15 protein-coding genes, 1 tRNA gene and 1 pseudogene are annotated in these 19036 nt (G+C 42.2%); 13 read left to right on the plus strand and 4 right to left on the minus strand.

What is annotated here, in order from left to right:
- Nucleotides 1–97 precede the first annotated feature (97 nt).
- Genes AC1EKB_RS05130 through AC1EKB_RS05140 form a run of 3 tightly spaced genes read left to right on the plus strand, consistent with a single transcriptional unit; the run spans nucleotide 98 to nucleotide 3230 of the window.
- Complete coding sequence (locus AC1EKB_RS05130) at nucleotides 98–391, plus strand: DUF4193 domain-containing protein (protein ID WP_004574584.1); 294 nt, start codon at nucleotides 98–100, stop codon at nucleotides 389–391.
- Nucleotides 391–879 carry a dUTP diphosphatase gene (gene dut / locus AC1EKB_RS05135; protein WP_004132127.1) on the plus strand — a complete coding sequence of 163 codons (489 nt, stop codon included), beginning with the start codon at nucleotides 391–393 and terminating at the stop codon, nucleotides 877–879. The genes AC1EKB_RS05130 and dut overlap by 1 nt, the downstream gene beginning before the upstream one ends.
- A gap of 11 nt (nucleotides 880–890) precedes the next feature.
- Nucleotides 891–3230, plus strand: a complete 2340-nt coding sequence (locus AC1EKB_RS05140; protein ID WP_415694011.1) for a RelA/SpoT family protein — start codon at nucleotides 891–893, stop codon at nucleotides 3228–3230.
- A gap of 122 nt (nucleotides 3231–3352) precedes the next feature.
- Here AC1EKB_RS05140 and AC1EKB_RS05145 read toward each other — a convergent pair whose 3' ends face one another.
- The 4 genes from AC1EKB_RS05145 to AC1EKB_RS05160 all read right to left on the minus strand — a co-directional run bounded on the left by AC1EKB_RS05145 (nucleotide 3353) and on the right by AC1EKB_RS05160 (nucleotide 6417).
- Nucleotides 3353–3892, minus strand: coding sequence for a peptidylprolyl isomerase (locus AC1EKB_RS05145; RefSeq protein ID WP_415694013.1), 540 nt, complete (start codon nucleotides 3890–3892; stop codon nucleotides 3353–3355).
- A 52-nt stretch (nucleotides 3893–3944) separates the two neighbouring features.
- Nucleotides 3945–4625: a methionine ABC transporter permease gene (locus tag AC1EKB_RS05150; protein WP_415694015.1), complete on the minus strand. Its 681-nt coding sequence runs from the start codon at nucleotides 4623–4625 to the stop codon at nucleotides 3945–3947.
- 1 nt (nucleotide 4626) lies between these two features.
- The gene (locus tag AC1EKB_RS05155; RefSeq protein ID WP_415694017.1) at nucleotides 4627–5445 is read right to left on the minus strand and encodes a methionine ABC transporter ATP-binding protein; all 819 of its coding nucleotides are present in this window, start codon (nucleotides 5443–5445) and stop codon (nucleotides 4627–4629) included.
- A gap of 123 nt (nucleotides 5446–5568) precedes the next feature.
- Nucleotides 5569–6417, minus strand: coding sequence for a MetQ/NlpA family ABC transporter substrate-binding protein (locus AC1EKB_RS05160; RefSeq protein ID WP_481249015.1), 849 nt, complete (start codon nucleotides 6415–6417; stop codon nucleotides 5569–5571).
- Between the two features lie 338 nt (nucleotides 6418–6755).
- Between AC1EKB_RS05160 and AC1EKB_RS05165 the strand changes: the two genes are divergently transcribed.
- The 10 genes and pseudogenes from AC1EKB_RS05165 to AC1EKB_RS05210 all read left to right on the plus strand — a co-directional run bounded on the left by AC1EKB_RS05165 (nucleotide 6756) and on the right by AC1EKB_RS05210 (nucleotide 18745).
- The gene (locus AC1EKB_RS05165) at nucleotides 6756–8468 is read left to right on the plus strand and encodes an NAD+ synthase (protein ID WP_415694048.1); all 1713 of its coding nucleotides are present in this window, start codon (nucleotides 6756–6758) and stop codon (nucleotides 8466–8468) included.
- 250 nt (nucleotides 8469–8718) lie between these two features.
- Nucleotides 8719–11094 carry a formate C-acetyltransferase gene (gene pflB / locus AC1EKB_RS05170; RefSeq protein WP_415694021.1) on the plus strand — a complete coding sequence of 792 codons (2376 nt, stop codon included), beginning with the start codon at nucleotides 8719–8721 and terminating at the stop codon, nucleotides 11092–11094.
- 110 nt (nucleotides 11095–11204) lie between these two features.
- Complete coding sequence (gene pflA, locus AC1EKB_RS05175; RefSeq protein WP_004112608.1) at nucleotides 11205–12086, plus strand: pyruvate formate-lyase-activating protein; 882 nt, start codon at nucleotides 11205–11207, stop codon at nucleotides 12084–12086.
- A gap of 133 nt (nucleotides 12087–12219) precedes the next feature.
- Nucleotides 12220–12591, plus strand: a complete 372-nt coding sequence (locus tag AC1EKB_RS05180) for a hypothetical protein (RefSeq protein ID WP_415694023.1) — start codon at nucleotides 12220–12222, stop codon at nucleotides 12589–12591.
- A gap of 191 nt (nucleotides 12592–12782) precedes the next feature.
- Nucleotides 12783–14156, plus strand: a complete 1374-nt coding sequence (locus tag AC1EKB_RS05185) for an HRDC domain-containing protein (RefSeq protein ID WP_415694025.1) — start codon at nucleotides 12783–12785, stop codon at nucleotides 14154–14156.
- Nucleotides 14157–14208: 52 nt separating this feature from the next.
- A complete protein-coding gene (gene tig / locus AC1EKB_RS05190) occupies nucleotides 14209–15567 on the plus strand; it encodes a trigger factor (protein WP_060786026.1) in 1359 nt (452 codons plus the stop codon).
- Nucleotides 15568–15720: 153 nt separating this feature from the next.
- A pseudogene (locus tag AC1EKB_RS05195) lies at nucleotides 15721–17207 on the plus strand (chloride channel protein).
- A 35-nt stretch (nucleotides 17208–17242) separates the two neighbouring features.
- The gene (locus AC1EKB_RS05200; protein WP_004132141.1) at nucleotides 17243–17854 is read left to right on the plus strand and encodes an ATP-dependent Clp protease proteolytic subunit; all 612 of its coding nucleotides are present in this window, start codon (nucleotides 17243–17245) and stop codon (nucleotides 17852–17854) included.
- Nucleotides 17855–17859: 5 nt separating this feature from the next.
- The gene (locus AC1EKB_RS05205) at nucleotides 17860–18528 is read left to right on the plus strand and encodes an ATP-dependent Clp protease proteolytic subunit (protein ID WP_415694027.1); all 669 of its coding nucleotides are present in this window, start codon (nucleotides 17860–17862) and stop codon (nucleotides 18526–18528) included.
- A gap of 143 nt (nucleotides 18529–18671) precedes the next feature.
- Nucleotides 18672–18745, plus strand: a tRNA-Arg gene (locus tag AC1EKB_RS05210).
- Nucleotides 18746–19036: the final 291 nt, after the last annotated feature.

Here is a 19036-nt window from a genome sequence, read left to right on the forward strand (position 1 = left end):
AGATTTAGACTAATTGCTATAAATAGTGCTAATTGCTATAAGTAAAGTAGAAAAGTAGTTTTAAGCAATAAGTAATCTTAAAAACGAAAGGACCATAATGGCACAGGATTATGATTCTCCTCGTAGTAAAGACGAAGACGAGGAGTCGTTGGAAGCATTGAGCAAAGGCTCTCAAAGTTCTGCAAACGATATAGACGATGACGAAAACGCTATTGCAGAAGATTACGAGTTGCCAGGCGCAGATCTTAGCAACGAAGACGCATCTGTTACAGTAATACCAATGCAAGGTGATGAGTTCATTTGCTCCGAATGCTTCCTTGTAAAGCACAGAAGCCAGCTCGCTCAAATGTCTCAAGACGGTCAACCGATTTGTAAGGAGTGCGCAGCTTAATGGCTTACGATGATACCTATACGGGCCCAGAGCAGGTGGAAGTTCTTATTAAATATTTGAACGATGGAACAGATAGCCAGGCTGCAATGGAGCATCTTTCTTACGCCCATGCTGGAGATGCTGGAGCGGATTTGCGAACTACGCAAGACGTTACATTGCGTCCATTTGAGCGTGCTCTAGTGCCGACTGGCGTTGCAATCGCCTTGCCTGCTGGATACGTGGCTTTGGTTCATCCGCGTTCTGGTTTAGCTGTAAAACAGGGTGTTACTGTTCTTAATGCTCCAGGAACGATTGATGCTGGGTATCGTGGAGAGATTAAGGTTCCATTAATCAATATGGATCCAAATAATACTGTGCAATTTAATCGTGGAGATCGCATAGCTCAGCTTGTTATTCAACGCTATGTTGAAGCTAGGTTTGTTGAAGCAAGTCAGCTTCCAGGCTCCGATAGATCCACTAAAGGATTTGGCTCTACTGGCGTGCAATGAGGTGACATTCAATGGGAGAATCTCAAGAAGATATTAAATGCGCTAATATGCTCGGGTGTGAAATTAGCGAAGATATGCGAGACCCATTGCGTCCTATATTGCAAATGTGCAAGTGGCATCATCCCGATGAAAACATGGATATTTTGCATAAGGCGTATAAAAGAGCCGTAAAACAGCATACGGGTCAAAGGCGTAAATCGGGAGAGCCGTACATTATTCACCCTCTTGCTGTAGCTCAAATTTTAGCTGATCTTGGAATGGGTCCTATTGTTGTTGCTGCAGGATTGTTGCACGACACTGTTGAAGACACAGACTACACGTTAGAAGAGTGTAGGGCTGATTTTGGAGACACGGTTGCTGGCCTTGTAGATGGCGTTACAAAAATATCCAATATGGAGTACGGCGAAAGCGCTCAAGCAGAAACAATTCGCAAAATGGTTGTTGCAATGAGCCGAGATGTGCGAGTGTTGGTAGTAAAACTTGCGGATCGATTACATAATGCGCGTACGTGGAGGTACGTTAAGGAGTCTAGCTCGCATAAAAAAGCTCGAGAAACTCTAGACGTTTATGCTCCTCTTGCAAATCGACTCGGCATGAATGCTATTAAAACAGAGCTTGAAGAGCTAAGCTTTAAGGTTTTATACCCTAAGATTTATAACGAAATCGTAGTGTTAGTTGCTAGAAGAGCTGGACAGCGAGAAGTATATTTACGTCAAATTCTAGAAGAAATCAACGAAGATTTAAGTCAGCAGCGAGTAAAAGCTTCTGTTAAGGGGCGACCAAAAGATTACTTCTCAATTTACCAAAAGATGATTGTTCGCGGTCACGATTTTGAAAATATCTACGACCTTGTAGGCGTTAGAATAATCGTTGATTCTATTCGAGACTGTTATGCGGCTCTTGGCGCAGTTCACGCGCGTTGGAGCCCTGTTCCAGGCCGATTTAAGGACTACATTGCTACTCCTAAGCTAAATATGTATCAAAGCTTGCACACTACTGTTGTAGGCCCTGGCGGAAAGCCTGTTGAGATTCAAATTCGCACATGGGATATGCATAGGCGTGCTGAATTTGGTATTGCTGCACACTGGAAGTACAAAGCAAACGGCCAAGCTGGTCGCGCTTTAAGCAAGCCAGATAAGGGTGATGTTAAGCGTGAGCAAGAAGAAAACAAAGAGCTTAGCGAATTAGATAACTTAAAGTGGATTCAGCAGCTTGCAGATTGGACTAGCGAAACGCCAGATTCCGACGAATTCTTAGGATCCTTAAAGCAAGATCTTGGAGCTTCGGAAGTCTACGTGTTTACTCCAAAGGGAAGTATTGTTGCTCTTCCGCAAGACGCAACACCAGTTGACTTTGCTTATTCTGTGCATACAGAAGTTGGACACAGAATGATGGGCGCTCGCATAAATGGAAAGCTTGTTCCACTAGATACAAAGCTTAACAACGGAGATACTGTAGAAGTTCTTACGTCTAAGTCCGATACGGCTGGTCCGTCGCGTGATTGGCTTAGTTTTGTAAAAAGCCCTAGAGCTAGAAATAAGATTAGGCAATGGTTTAGCAAGGAACGCCGTTCGGAGGCCATTGAAGAGGGCAAAGACGAGCTTACGCGCGCTATGCGTAAACGTAACTTGCCTTTGTCTACTTTGCTCACTCCGCAAGCGTTAATAGGCGTTGCGCAAGAGCTTAATATTACTGCTAACGTAGAAGCTGTTTACGCTGCGATTGGCGAAGGTCAAGTTTCTACACAAAATGTTATTTCTCGTCTTGTTAAAGATGCAGGAAGCGAAGAAGTAGCAGAAGAAGCGCAAGAAGAGGCTCTTCCTCTTAGAAGAGCAGAGCGTAGTCGCAAGTCTAACGGCGTTCTTGGCGTTTCTGTAAAGGGCGTTGGAGATGTTTGGGTTAAGCTTGCGCGCTGTTGCATGCCTGTTCCAGGAGATGACATTGTTGGCTTTATAACAAGAAATCAGGGCGTTTCTGTTCATAGAACGGATTGCCAGAATATGATTGATTTGCAAAAGTCGCAATCGGAGCGTGTTATTCCTGTGCAATGGACTAGCGATAAAGGCTTGTTCCTTGTTAAAGTTCAAGTAGAGGCTTTGGATCGTCAGCATTTGCTTTCGGATGTTACACGAGTTCTTTCGGATCATGGCGTAAATATTCTTTCGGGAACGATTGCTACTGGAGACGATCGCGTTGCTACAAGCCAATTTACGTTTGAAATGGCAGATCCTCAACATTTGAACACTCTTCTTGCTGCAATTCGTAAGATTGATGGCGTTTTTGACGTTTATAGAATTACGGGTGCAAAAGATAGTGCGGAACCGCGACTTAGAAGAATGGAACGCGATTAAACTGCGATTAAACAGTAACTAGATTGTAGCTAAATCGTAGCTAAACAATAAAACTTCCAGTCAAATAATGCTTTGGCTGGAAGTTTTATAGTTTATAGTTTTATATTATAGTTTTATAAGTTTTACTTAATAACATCAATAGATATAATTCCAACTGGCTCTAGTGGAGCGTCAGACCTATCTGTTGGAACAGATTCTAGCTTATCTACAACAGCTTTAGACTCATCATCTGCAACTTCTCCAAAAATCGTGTGATGGCCATCGAGCCAAGGAGTTGGAACAGTTGTTATAAAGAATTGCGATCCATTCGTGCCATGCAAGCGGCCATCGCGTCCGCGTTGCTTTCCAGCATTTGCCATTGCGAGCAAATATGGCTTATCGAACTTTAGCGATGGGTCAATCTCGTCGTCAAATTCGTAGCCAGGGCCGCCCATTCCGTTTCCAAGAGGGCATCCGCCTTGAATCATAAAGTCTTTAATAATTCTGTGGAAAGTTAAGCCATTGTAAAAGGGTTCGTTAGATTTTTTGCCGCTAAAAGGATCTATCCATTCTTTTGTGCCAATTGCCAAGTCAACGAAATTTTTTACTGTAACAGGCGCTTTATCGTCAAAAAGATTAATCTTTATATCGCCTTCAGATGTATGCATATTAATAAGTGTCATATTGCGATTCTCCCATACATTAAAGACTGTTTATTGTTTATTTTGATTAATATCAGCGCTCGTGATGGTTGATTTTGTTGGATATTAAATCTCCAATGCTTTGCACTAATTGCACAAGAATAATGCACAAAATTACTGCTGCGCTCATAACGTCGTATTGGTAGCGTTGGTAACCGTAGCGAATCGCAATATCTCCAAGTCCGCCTGCGCCAACTGTTCCAGCCATTGCAGAGAATCCAAAAAGTGTAATAAAAGTCAATGCCGCTCCGCGAATTAGCGAAGGCAAGCTTTCAAAAAGCAATACTTTGAATACGATTTGTGTGTTGCTTGCTCCAAAACTTTGAGCAGCTTCTATAAGACTTCCGTCAACTTCTGCCAAAGATTGCTCAACAATTCGCGCTACAAAAGGTGCAGCGGTTATAACAAGCGGAACAATTGCTCCTGGAACACCTAAGGATGTTCCAACAATAAGTCTTGTAAGTGGGATTATAGCAACAAGCAAAATTATAAACGGAACAGATCGCACAACGTTTACAATGCTTCCTAAAACAGTGTTAAGCAATGCGTTTCGGCAAATTCCTTGCTTTGCGCTTGTTATAAGAAGAACTCCTATTGGAAGTCCTATTACGTATGCAAATAACGTAGATATTGAAGTCATAACAATTGTGTCTTTTGTGCCTTCAATAATTAGTTCTCCGTAGTCGTTTATAAATTGTGAAATATTTTCTGGCATCTTATTTCACCTCACTGTTTTTGCTGTTGTCGTTGTTGTTTGTGCTATTGCTGATGTTTTTGCTGTTATCTCTATGATTTTCAACATTTTCGTTTGCAATAAGTGTTTTTAGAATATTGCTTTGCGGATTCTTAAAAAGCGTTGAAGTATCGCCGATTTCTACGATTTTCCCGCCATCAATCATTGCAACTCTATCGCAAATATTGCGTGCAACTGCAAGAGAGTGAGTAATAATAACCAATGTAACGTTAAGATCTCGGTTAATTCTTCTAAGTAAGTCAAGTATTTGCGCTGTAGTTGTTGAATCCAATGCGCTTGTAGCTTCGTCACAAAGCATAATCGAAGGATTGTTAGCAAGCGCTCGCGCAATAGCAACACGTTGCTGCTGGCCGCCAGAAAGCTGAATAGGGTAGCGGTTTGCTAAATCTTTTAATCCAACTAAGTCAAGCAAATATTTTGCTCGCTCTTCTCGTTCGTTTTTATTCGTGTGGTTTAGTTCCAAAGGAAAAGTCACATTTTGCAATACAGTTCGCTGCTGGAAAAGACTAAAGTTTTGAAAAATCATGCCAATATTCGACCTGATATTAGATAAATCGCGATTTTTAGCGTCTGTAATATCTTTTCCGTCTATTACAACTTTTCCGCTCGTAGGCCTTTCTAGAAGGTTTATGCATCTAACTAGCGAAGACTTTCCAGCTCCCGAAGAACCTAAAATTCCAAAGACTTCTCCCGATTCAATAGTCAAATTAATGTCTTTAAGCGCTTCGTGCTTAGTCTTGCCGCTTGAATAAGTCTTATAAAGATGTTCAATCTGAATCATTTTTCCACCGATTGTAGAACGAATTGTAAAACGAATTATAAAACAAATATGAGGCACGTGCCTCTAGTTTTTTTAGAGGCACATGTCTCTTTTTTTTATTTGCGATTAAACGCTGTAATCACGTTAAAACACTGGAAGAACAGCGCCGTTGTAGCTTTTCTTTATAAAGTCACGAACCGCATCGGTTTTTAGTGCCTTAATAAGAGCCTTGATTTTAGCAAGTTTTTCGGAGCCCTTCTTAACAGCAATAATGTTTTCGTATGTCTTAGCGGCTACGCCTCCAACTTTTTCGCTTGTAAGAGGATCTTTAGTTGGGTTAAATCCAGCTTGAATAGCGTAGTTTCCGTTTAGAGCAGCTAAATCAACGTCTTTAACAACTGTTGGAACCAAAGAGGCGTCTATTTCCTTAAACTTTAGATTCTTTGGATTAGAAACAATATCCTTCTTGGTTGAGTTAACATCCTTTGGATTCTTTAGCTTAAGAAGACCTGCGTCTTGCAAAAGAAGGAGTGCGCGAGCTTCGTTGGTTGGATCGCTAGGAACAGCAACTGTTGCGCCATCTTTTAAGTCCTTAATTGTTTTAGTCTTTCCTGGGTAAAGTCCAAATGGCTCAAAGTGGATTCCAGCAATAGAAATAATATGTGTTCCTCTTTCTTTATTAAAGTTATCTAAGTATGGCAAATGCTGATGGTAGTTTGCGTCTGCTTCGCCTTCTTCTACGGCAGTATTTGGCTGAACGTAATCAGTAAATTCCTTAACAACCAACTTATAGCCTTGCTTTTGCAAAATCGGCTTAACTACTTTGTTCAAAATATCGCTGTGAGGAGTTGGGGAAGCTGCAACCTTAATCACTTTATCGTCTTTAGTTGCTCCATTTGCAGAAGATCCGCATGCGCTTAGAGACAATCCTAAAATCGCAGTTAGTGCTGTAAAAGCTGCAATAATCTTTGTGTTCCTCTTTGTGATTTTCATGTTTTTCCCCTTGTCCTTTAATGTTTTTGTTCGTTGATTATTTTGTTTCTTAGCAACGGAATATCAATATATGCGATTTTGCAGCCTCTTCGCTACCTATTTTCTATTTGTATAATTTATGACGAGTTAGTAAAGCTAATAAAATCAATAAGATAATCAACAATTATTTTTTGCATTTAGAGCTTGATTTTTTGTTTTTTGCTATTTTTACGATTGGCGTTTTGTGATTTTTCTATTTGAAAAGCTAAAACGTTTTTATTGCAATATGGATTATGCACATGGATTACGCAATTCGGCTTATGCGATGCGGCTTATGCAACATGGCTTATAATAAAAACATGACTTCTTTGCGTTTAGCTTTAGCTCAGATTGACACTTGCGTTGGAAATATAAGCAAAAATACGGATGAAATATTGCGATTTTGCAAAGACGCAAGCAGTGGTAACGCCGATATTGTTGTGTTTCCAGAGATGACACTAACAGGGTATCCAATCGAGGATCTTGCTTTGCGCGCGACTTTTAGAAAAGCAGCTAATGATGCTGCTTATAGTCTTGCAAAAAGCTTAAAAGATAGCGGATTAGGTGACTTATACGTTGTTGTTGGAACGGTTGGTGTAGACGATGAATTAGGTAAGCCAAGAAATCGCTTGCTTGTTATTAACAACGGAAAAGTGGCACTTGTTTACGACAAACATTTTTTGCCAAATTATGGCGTTTTTGACGAATTTAGAATTTTCTCGTCTGGAAATGATTGCGGAATTCTAAACGTTAAAGGCGCAAAATTAGGATTTGCGATTTGCGAAGATATTTGGCAAGACGGCGGTCCAGTTGCGCGTCTTTCTAAAGAGGGGATTGATGTTTTAGTAACAATCAACGGTTCTCCGTACGAAGAAGGCAAAACGGATATTCGCTTAAAGCTTGCGCAAAAGCGTGCAAAAGAGGTTAATGCTCCGCTTGTTTACGTAAATCAAGTTGGTGCTCAAGACGATCTTGTTTTTGATGGTGGAAGCTTTGTAGTAAACGCAGACGGATCCCTGATTGAGCGTTCTAAAATGTTTGATCAAGACTTAAGTTTTGTTGATTTTAATACAGATTTAGATGTGCAAAAGTGCTCGACGATTGCGCAAAAATTAGACCCAGACGAAGAAGTTTATTGCGCATGCGTTTTAGGACTCAGAGATTACATGCGTAAAAACGGCTTTAAGGGCGTTTGCTTAGGACTTTCTGGCGGAATCGACTCTGCGCTAGTTGCAACTATGGCGGCAGATGCTTGCGGAGGGCAAAACGTTTGGGGAATTTCAATGCCAAGCATGTATTCTTCGCTTGGTTCTAAAGATGATGCTTGCGATTTAGCGCAACGGCTTGGAGCACACTACGATATTCAGCCTATTGAGCCGCTTTTTAAGTCATTCCAAAATCAGCTTGATTTGCAAGGTGTAGCTGCAGAAAATTTGCAAGCGCGAGTTAGAGGCGTGATTGTTATGGCGTACTCTAATTCAAAAGGTTTGCTGGCTTTAGCTACTGGCAATAAGTCGGAGCTTGCATGCGGTTATTCTACGATTTATGGAGATGCGGTAGGAGGGTATGCTCCTATTAAAGATTTGTTTAAGACTCGCGTTTGGGCGCTTTCTAGATGGCGAAATCGCGCTGCTAAAAATGGCGTAGGTCTTGGAATGTTGCCTATTGCTGGGAGTGAAGATTTTCCTAAAGACAATAATCCTAAAGAAAAGGCTCCAAAAGATGGAATTCTTATACCTGTAAACTCGATTATTAAGCCTCCAAGTGCAGAGCTAAGACCAGGGCAAAAGGATTCTGATTCTTTGCCAGAATACGATTTGCTAGACAAAGTGCTGGAAGCGCATATTGAGCTTGCTCACGGACGAGCGGATTTGCTTGCAGATGGTTTTGATGAGCGCACAGTTGATACAGTTATTAGGCTTGTAGACCGCGCAGAATGGAAGCGTAGGCAATATCCGTTAGGTCCAAAAGTTAGTGCGATTGCTTTTGGCAGAGATAGGCGAATACCAGTAACAACGGCGTTTAGGGAATAGGCGAAGGCTGGGAATGGATTAGCGGAGCTTGGGAAAAATCGCCAGCAGCCGCCTGCTCTCTACCCGTTGTATATGTGCTAGTTTGAGGATTCAAACTAGCATTTTTTATTAAAAATAATCTAAAAAACAGTAAAATGTGAGGTAACTCACGTTAAAAATGCCAAAAATCGACGTGTACTGTTTGAACGTTGCTCTAACATAGTAGAGAAGGCGACGTGAAGAAGCGTCGTGGATACGAAAGGAGTCAAATATGGCATCAGTGGATGCATCCGTTCTCAGCGAAGAGGATCTTCGTGCAAAAGCGTGGGATGGCTTTACAAGCGGCAATTGGGAAAAAGATATTGACGTTCGTGACTTTATCCTAAAGAATTACACCCCATACGAGGGTGATGAGACGTTCTTGGCAGACGCTACCGAAAAAACGAAGCATATGTGGAAATACCTCGACGACAACTACTTGGCAGTTGAGCGCGAGCGCCGCGTATACGACGTTGAAACACATATTCCAGCAGGTATCGACGCAATGCCAGCAGGCTACATTGAAAGCCCAGAAGTAGATAACGTAATCGTTGGTTTGCAAACCGACGAACCTTGCAAGCGTGCTATGATGCCAAACGGTGGTTGGCGAATGGTTGAGCAGGCCATTAAGGAAGCTGGCAAGGAAGTAGATCCAGAAATTAAGAAGATTTTCACCGTTTATCGCAAGACTCATAACGATGGCGTGTTTGGTGTTTACACCAAGAATATTAAGATTGCTCGCCACAACAAGATTTTGACTGGTTTGCCAGATGCTTATGGCCGTGGTCGTATTATCGGTGATTATCGTCGTGTGGCTCTTTACGGCGTAAATATGCTTATTGAGTTCAAGAAGCGCGATAAGGATTCGATTCCATACCGCAACGATTTTACTGAGACCGAGATTGAGCATTGGATTCGCTTCCGTGAAGAGCACGATGAGCAAATCAAGGCTTTGAAGCAGCTTATTAACTTGGGTAATGAGTACGGCTTGGATTTGAGCCGCCCAGCTCAAACCGCTAAGGAAGCTGTTCAGTGGACTTACATGGGCTATCTTGCTTCTGTTAAGAGCCAGGATGGCGCTGCAATGAGCTTCGGCCGTGTTTCCGCATTCTTCGATTGCTACTTTGAGCGCGATTTGAAGGCTGGCTTAATCAACGAAACCGACGCTCAGGAAATCATTGATGCTTTGGTTATGAAGCTTCGTATTGTGCGCTTCTTGCGTACTAAGGATTACGACGCAATCTTCTCTGGAGATCCATACTGGGCAACTTGGTCTGATGCTGGCTTCAGCGATGATGGTCGTACCTTTGTTACTAAGACTTCGTTCCGTTTGCTCAACACTTTGACTCTTGAGCATCTTGGGCCAGGTCCAGAGCCAAACATCACTATTTTCTGGGATCCAAAGCTTCCAGAAGCCTACAAGCGTTTCTGCGCACAAATCTCTATCGACACTTCTGCAATTCAGTACGAGTCCGATAAAGATATTCGTGAGCACTGGGGCGATGACGCTGCTATTGCTTGCTGCGTTTCCCCAATGCGCGTTGGTAAGCAAATGCAGTTCTTCGCTGCACGCGTTAACTCCGCAAAGGCTTTGCTCTACGCGATTAACGGTGGCCGCGATGAAATGACTGGCATGCAGGTTATTGATAAGGGTGTTATTGACCCAATCAAGCCAGAAGCTGATGGAACTCTTGACTACGAGAAGGTTAAGGCCAATTACGAGAAGGCTTTGGAATGGCTTTCCGAAACCTACATTGAGGCTTTGAACATAATCCACTACATGCACGATAAGTACGCATACGAATCCATTGAGATGGCTTTGCACGATAGGGAAGTCTATCGTACACTCGGATGCGGTATGTCTGGCTTGTCTATTGCTGCAGATTCCTTGGCTGCTCTAAAGTATGCAAAGGTTTACCCAATCTACAACAAGGATGCTAAGAATACAGAAGGCCACGAGTACGAGTACATTGAGGGCGGTGACGACGACTTAATCGTTGGCTACAAGACGGTTGGCGAGTTCCCAATCTACGGTAACGATGATGATCGTGCTGATGACTTGGCAAAGTGGGTTGTAAGCACTGTTATGGGTCAGGTAAAGCGTTTGCCTGTGTACCGTAATGCTGTTCCAACTCAGTCCATCTTGACTATTACTTCTAACGTTGAGTACGGCAAGAACACTGGTTCCTTCCCATCTGGCCACAAGAAGGGCACTCCTTACGCTCCAGGTGCAAACCCAGAAAATGGTATGGATTCGCACGGCATGCTTCCATCCATGTTCTCTGTTGGCAAGATTGACTACGACGATGCTCTCGATGGTATCTCGTTGACTAACACCATTACTCCAGACGGTTTGGGTAGAGACGAAGACGAGCGCATTAGCAACCTTGTTGGTATTTTGGACGCTGGCAATGGCCACGGCTTGTACCACGCAAACATCAACGTTTTGCGCAAGGAACAGCTTGAAGACGCTGTTGAGCACCCAGAAAAGTACCCACATCTTACGGTTCGTGTTTCTGGCTACGCAGTGAACTTCGTAAAGCTCACTAAGGAGCAGCAGCTCGACGTTATTTCTCGTACATTCCACCAGGGTTCAGTTACTGACTGATTCTGATTGATTTATGAGTGCCGCCGGGAGTGAGCAGGTTTTGCTCCTGGCGGCTTTTCAAATAAAATAGACTTAAAGATTACCAAAGACGGTTATAGGAGGGCATGTAAATGGTTGAAAACACAGCTTTTCGCACTACGACTCAGCACATGTTAAAGGAGTCAAAAGAGTATGCCCGACAAACTTTAATGGGTGGTCTTTCTGGTTTTGAATCTCCAATTGGATTAGACAGAAAAGACCGCTTAGTTGCTCTTAAAACTGGCGATATTGGGTTTGTGCATTCGTGGGATATTAACACTTCTGTTGATGGCCCTGGCACTCGCATGACAGTGTTTATGAGTGGCTGCCCACTTCGTTGTCAATATTGCCAAAATCCTGATACTTGGAAAATGCGCGATGGCAAGCCAGTTTACTTAGATGCAATGATTAAAAAAGTTGACCGTTATCAAAGTCTTTTTAAGGCAACAGGCGGCGGAATCACATTTTCTGGCGGCGAGTCCATGATGCAACCAGCTTTTGTATCTAGAGTATTTCGTGCTGCAAAAGAAATGGGCGTGCATACTTGCCTAGATACTTCGGGCTTTTTGAATCGCAATTATACAGACGAAATGATTGACGATATTGATCTTTGCTTGCTAGATGTTAAATCTGGTATTGAAGAAACGTATAAAAAAGTAACTGGCGGCTTGCTTCAGCCAACTATTGACTTTGGTCAGCGCTTGGCGAAGGCTGGTAAGAAGATTTGGGTGCGTTTTGTGCTTGTTCCAGGTCTTACAGACAGCGAAGAAAACGTTGAAAAAGTTGCCGAGATTTGCGATTCATTCGGTGATGCTGTTGAGCATATTGACGTGCTTGGATTCCATCAGCTAGGCCGCCCAAAGTGGCATGAGCTTAGGATTCCGTACCCTCTTGAGAATCAAAAAGGACCTTCTAGGGCGCTTAAAGAGCGAGTTGTAAACCAGTTCAAAGACCACGGTTTTGTTGTGTACTAGACTGCATTTAGGCTGCATTTAGACTGCGTCAAAAATGTAACTGTAATTTAGGCAATCTTTGCGTATAGTATTGTTTTTTTTTAAAGGATTTTGTATAATTATACAAATACCCTTTTTAGAGAAAGGATACGCAATGAAGCGCAGAATAGGTTGTTGGATTGCATTAGCTTTTGCATTAGCGTTAGCTATTTTTGCACGGTGTAACGATCAGTTTGGCTTTGGCACAGCGATTATTATTTTAATTGTTTTGCCAATAATTTTGTTGCCGATAAATATCGTTGCGGCTTTCGATAAGAAACCTCTTATTGAAGTGCCGATAATATCTATTGCTATAACTATCGCTACAGAACTTGCCACTTTCCCAATAAGCGATTTAGGCATACATGCTCTCTATGTTATCCCAACAGTTTTAGTTTCGGCAGTCGCATTTACTCTTACAAGATTCCTTAAAACTAGGCTTGTTAAGCGCATAAATGACGAAATAGCAAACAATAAAACAGATTGATTATTTAATTGATTATTTAATTGATTACTTATTTGTGATTAGTCGTAGTTGTGTGCGAAAGTTGAAGCCGTGTTAAAAGATGCACAATCTATAACACGGCTTAAATATTTTTTACGGATATTTTGCAAAAAGTACAGAATATTTTGCAAAAACGCAAGAATTTGGCTAAAGCGTACAATCGGGAGGCGTCTTTGAACGAGGAACCAAAGCTTTTAAAAGAGCCTAGAGAAGGAGTTCCAGAAGTCATTGATACGCTTGAAGCATATAAAGAATATTGTAATTTGTTAGCAGCAGGGTCGGGTCCTTTGGCTGCAGACGCAGAGCGTGCATCTGGTTTTAGATATGGTCACGAAGATTGGCTGATTCAGTTCAAACGCAAAGGTGCAGGAATTGGATTGCTAGACCCAATAGCTCTAGAAAAACTTGGCGTTGATTGGAATGAATTTAACAAGGCAGTAGGAGATGCGCCTTGGATTATTCACGATTCGATGCAAGATTTACCAGGGTTTTTCGATATTGGTTTGCGTCCGCGTGCTTTATTTGACACAGAAATCGCAGCTAAATTACTTGGCAGAAAGCGCTTTGGATTAAGCTCTGTAACTGAATATTATTTGGGGCTTACTCTTGCAAAAGAACATTCTGCAGCGGATTGGTCTTACCGCCCACTTCCTAGAGATTGGCGAAATTACGCGGCTTTAGACGTTGAATTACTAATCGAATTAGAAGAAGTAATGAGCAGTGAGCTTAAAAAACAAGGCAAGCTTTTATGGGCAAATCAAGAGTTTGCACACTTATTAAGTAAAGGCGCACAAAAGAAGGCTCCTCACCCAAATCCTTGGCTTAGGATATCTCATATAAGTGTTCTTATGCACGATAAAATCGGCTTAATGATTGCAAAAGAGCTGTGGCAAAAGCGAGATGAGCTTGCTCGTCAATACGATATTGCGCCAACTCTATTGCTTTCGGATGCTGCGATTATTGAAGCAGGCAAGCGAAAACCAAGTAATTCTAGGGAGTTTCGCTCGATTCGCATTCTTAACGAACGAGTTAGGATTCACACGGGCAGCGAACAAGACAAGATGTTTGAACGTTATGCTCCAATTCAGCGCAAAATCAAGCCAAATGTGTGGAAAATCGTTATAGAAGACGCGATTAGTCGAGCTAAAAGTGGGGAAGTTGCTATTGTTTCTAAGCTTGATGATTCAAGTAGCAAATATGGCAATTACTGCGATTCTAGCGATTCTGAAGATTCTGCGGATTCTGGCGATTCTGCGGATTCTGGCGACGCACAAGAGTCGCAAGCAGCTCCACGATCTATGAAGTATTGGCGTGATCATCATCCTAAAAGATATGAGCGTTTACAAAATGTAAAGCAGTCTTTAATCAAGATTGCGGAAGATACGCATACTCCTACAGAAATCATTATTAAACCGCAAATTATTCGCAATCTTTGTTGGCAAGATAATATTGAGCATATTAACGTTAAGGAGTTTCTTGTAGAGCAGGGCGCAAGAACGTGGCAAAGCGATTTAATTGCAGAGTCCGTAACTCGCGCTATTATGTAACGGTTGTGCCATATGGCAGAAGCTAGAAAACGTAATTTCAGGAGCATGAAGCGTGAAAATCAGCGTCAGGAATCTTGAGCCAACTAAGGTTAAGCTCACCATTACCGCAGATCTCGAGGATTTTGAGCCATTTATGGATCAGGCTCGTAAAGAGATCGCAAAGCAAATCAATGTGCCAGGTTTCCGTAAGGGACACGTACCAGGCAAGATTGTAGATCAGCGAGTTGGCTTCGGTGCTGTTGCCGGTGAAGCTGTAAATTCTGCTGTTCCAGAGCTTTATTCTAAGGCTTTGGAAGAAAAGAAGATTCGCCCAATGGATCAGCCAGAATTTGATGTTCAGGAAGTTCCAGAATCTGCTAAGGATGAACTTAAGCTTAAGTTTGTTGCAACTGTTGAGCGTCGCCCAGAGTTCAAGCTTAACAAGTTTAAGGGTGTAGAAATCGAAGTAGAGAAGCCAGAAGTTAAAGACAGCGATGTTGAGGCTCGTCTTGAGGCTTTGCGCGCACGTTTTGGCACTCTTGTTGGCGTTGATCGCCCAGCTAAGAAGGGTGATTTTGCAAACATTGATTTGGAAGCTAAGATTAACGACGAAGTTGCCGATTCTCAAAATGGCGTAAGCTACGAGCTTGGTTCCAACACCATGCTTGATGGTTTGGATGAGGCTTTGGAAGGTCTTTCCGCTGGAGAAGAAACCACTTTTGAAGGCACTCTTGAGGCTGGAAAGAACCAGGGCAAGAAGGCTCAGGTTAAGGTAAAGGTTAACTCCGTTAAGGCTCAGGAATTGCCAAAGCTTGACGATGAGTTTGCTAAGGAAGCATCTGAGTTCGACACTTTGAAGGAACTTAAGGAAGACGTTCGTAAGTCTTTGGAGCAAGCAAATGAAGGTCGCCAAGCAACTCTTGCTCGCGATGCCTTTATTGCTAAGATTCAGGAAGAAGTTGAAATTCCTGTTCCAAAGGGTGTTAAAGATAAGGCTGTTGCCGAGCATCTTAAGGGCATGACTCCAGATCCAGAAAAGGCTACTAAAGAGCAAAAGGACGAGGCTGAAAAGGCTGCAGAAAAGGAGCTTCGCGACCAAATGGTTCTCGACGCTTTGGCAGAAAGCCTCGATGTTTCTGTTTCTCAAGCAGACGTTACCAACTTCTTGGTTTCTGTTGCTCAACAGTACGGAATGGATCCAAGCCAGTTTATTAACGCAATTGTTCGCAATGGTCAGCTTGGTTCTGCTGTTCAAGAAGTTGCTCGCTCTAAGGGCTTGCTTGCTGGTATGCGTGCTGTAAAGTTCGTTGCTGGCGGAGAAGCTCTTGATTTGAGTGCTTTCTTGTCGGAAGATGAAGAGCCAGAAGATGAAAGCGTTAAGGCTGCTTCTGCTGCTGCAGCTGTTGCCGACGAGCTTGCTGCGGAAAAGTAGTTAGAATCTTCTAAATTAGAATCTTCTAATAATCCTGTTATTTAAGGCCTAGTAGAGCGTAGCTCTGCTGGGTCTTACTTATATCTAATTAAATAATTACGATAATTACAGGGTTACAGGGTTACAGAAAAATCTTAAGAATTGCGAGACATTATGGATAGTAGTGCTAAAACTAAACATGAAGCTTGTTGCAAGTTTGACAAGTTTGGCAAATTCTGCAAATCTTGCAAGTTACTTAGTTTTGCAATTCGAGTAGCTCGTTTTGTTGCATCTTCGGTTGTTCTTGGAATTCTTATTGGCTTAGGCGCAACAGTTCTTACACTTATTTTTTACGCTGTACAATACCTTGCTTTTAGCTCAATTGAATCTGCTAAAAACACTGTATTTTTAGGTCTTCCTTGGTATCGCTACGTGCTATCTTGCACAATTGCTATGACTATTGCTGCACTAGCTTGGTATTTTTTGCGAAAGAAGGAGAGTCCTCCTCGAATTGTTACTATTCCGCAAGCTGTTAGTGGAAGCAATATGCCAATTTTTTCTACTATTGCACATGTTTTGCTACAAATCGGCATTGTTGGTTCTGGAATTTCAATCGGCAGGGAAGTAGCTCCGAGAGAATTAGCTGCAATGATTGCTCAGCGTTACAGCCGTATTTTTAATGTGTCTGTTAAAACTCAGCGCATACTTGTTGCGTCTGCTGCAGGTGCTGGCTTGTCTGCAGTGTATAACGCGCCATTAGCTGGTACCGTGCTTTCTTTAGGTTTGCTTAGTAAAACTCAAGGTTTTGGTTTTTATGCGTTTCTAAATCGCGAAAACGGTTCTGTAATAGTTAATGTACTTAAAAATATTGCGCGCTCGGAGCGCTTGCATTGCTTGCCTTTTGCTCTTGTTATGAATTATGTTGCTGCGTTTGTTGTTGAATTGTTATTGCATCATTCTAGATACTACAATATTTCGCAATTTTCTTGCGTGATTTCTTGGCAAATTTGCGTTTTAGCTGTTGTTGTTGGTGCCGTGTGCGGCTTAGTAGGCTACGTTTTTCGCTTGGGTATTATTTGGTGTAGAACTCATGCTTTGCGTGGCATGCAAATGCTGTGTTTTATGCCTGTGGCTGGCTTAGTTATTGGTGTTGCAGCTTGTTGGTTTCCGCATATTATGGGAAACGGTAGGTCGCTTTGCCAACTTGCGTTTTCTGTATCTATCTTTCCGTATATGGCAGAAAACTCGCATATTATGATTATTTTGTTGCTTCTTGCAATAATGAAAATGGCTGTTACTTTGCTTGTTTTGCGTTACGGTGCTTCTGGAGGCGTGTTGCAACCGAGTATTTCAACTGGCGCTTGCTTTGGCGTGATTTTATACGCTATTTTTTCAACGTCTGGTTTTTTGCAAGTTTTTGATATTTCGCAAGTTTCTGCGATTTCTGTAGCTATTATTGGTGCTGCTTCTTTACTTGCGTCTTCTAGAAAAGCTCCGATTATGGCGTGGCTTTTAGTTGCGGAATTAGTAAACGCACCCTTTGCGTTACTTTGTCTTATGCTATTTGCAGTGATTGTGTCTAATTGCGTGTCTAATTGCATGTCTAATTGTGTTGAGCATTTTACTTCGCATTTTGGCTTGCGGTCACACGCACACGATAGTCTAGATATATTCAAAATGTTTGTAAGGAGATAAGGTGACTAATCTGTTTACGGCTTCTCCCGTTATGCAAGAAGGGGAGCCACAAAATCCAACGGATTCGATTTTTAATCAACTCTTAAAAGATCGTATAATTTGGCTTGGCTCAGAAGTCAAGGATGAAAATGCCAATATTATTTGCGCTCAGATGCTTATGCTAGCCGCGCAAGATCCTAAGAAAGATATTTGGCTTTATATTAATTCGCCAGGTGGTTCTATTACCGCTGGAATGGCAATTTACGACACTATGCAACTTATTGAGCCAGATGTTGCTACGATTGCTGTTGGCATGGCTGCTTCTATGGGTCAGTTCTTGCTAAGTTCTGGTACGCCTGGTAAGCGTTTTATTACGTCTCACGCTCGCGTGCTAATGCATCAGCCTTCTGGCGGTGTTGGTGGCACTGCTACAGATGTGCGTATTAATGCTGAGCTTATTATGGATATGAAGAAAACTCTTGCTGAGCTTACTGCACAGCAGACTGGTCATACCGTTGAAGAGATTTACAGAGACAATGAGTATGATCATTGGTTTACCGCTCAGCAGGCTTTGGAGTATGGCTTTGTAGATAAGATTGTTACCACTCCAGCTTCTATGCGTGGGGAGGAGTGATTTTAATGGCAAGTGAAGAAGCAAAGTTTGTTGCACGCGCCCAGCGTTTGGGTGGATTTGGTCAGACCAGTGGTGTGTTTACAAATCGTTACGTTTTGCCACAATTTGGCGAGCAAACGCCATACGGCTTGAAAACTCAAGATCCATACACAAAGCTTTTTGAGGATCGCATTATTTTTATGGGTGTTCAGGTTGACGACACTTCTGCAGACGACATTATGGCACAGCTTTTGGTTCTAGAAAGCATGGATCCAAACAGAGATATAATGATGTACATTAACTCTCCTGGTGGCTCTATGACGGCTATGACGGCTATTTACGATACCATGCAATACATTAAGCCAGATGTGCAAACGGTGTGCTTGGGTCAAGCTGCTTCGGCTGCTGCGATTTTGCTTGCTGCTGGTGCTGCTGGTAAGCGTATGATTTTGCCAAATGCTCGCGTGCTTATTCATCAGCCTGCTATGGGTCAAGATTTTGGCAAAGCCACAGAGATAGAGCTTCAAGCTAAAGAAATGTTGCGTTTGCGCGAATGGTTAGAGGCTACTCTTGCAAAGCATACTGGCCAAAGTGTTGAGCGTATTCGTAAAGATATTGAGGTAGATACAATTCTCACGGCTCCTCAAGCTAAAGAATACGGAATGGTAGATGAGGTTCTTGAGCATAGGTCTTAATTAGTTTTTACTTTTTAGATTCTTATGTTTTAGATGCAAACCCTGGCGACACGCCAGGGTTTGTGTTTTTGTGAAGATGGTTGTATATTAGTCAAGTTGCCAAAAACAACGGAAAGTTAGAGTTCCGAGTTTTTGGAGAACATGCGCCAGTAGCCCAACGGATTAGAGCATCTGACTACGGATCAGAAGGTTGCAGGTTCGAATCCTGTCTGGCGCACGATACACGCGGTTTTTACCGCGTTTTTTTTTTATGCAAATGTTTTGCCTATAACCCCTATAACCCTAACTTTAAGACACAGTAATTGGTTATACTAGCGCACTGTTTTAGCGTTAAAGTAGGCGTGCGTATGGCTGAGTGTAATGAGAATCAGTATATATTGGGGTTGTACTTATTCTAATTAACTGTATTTAGTGTTTATGACACGCCCGAAGTGTACGTAAACAAAACTGTCTATAGTAAAATTTTCTAAAAATGCGTAATGTTCTAAATATTTTTAACGTATCTAAC

The organism is Gardnerella sialicivorans subsp. sialicivorans (assembly GCF_056746795.1).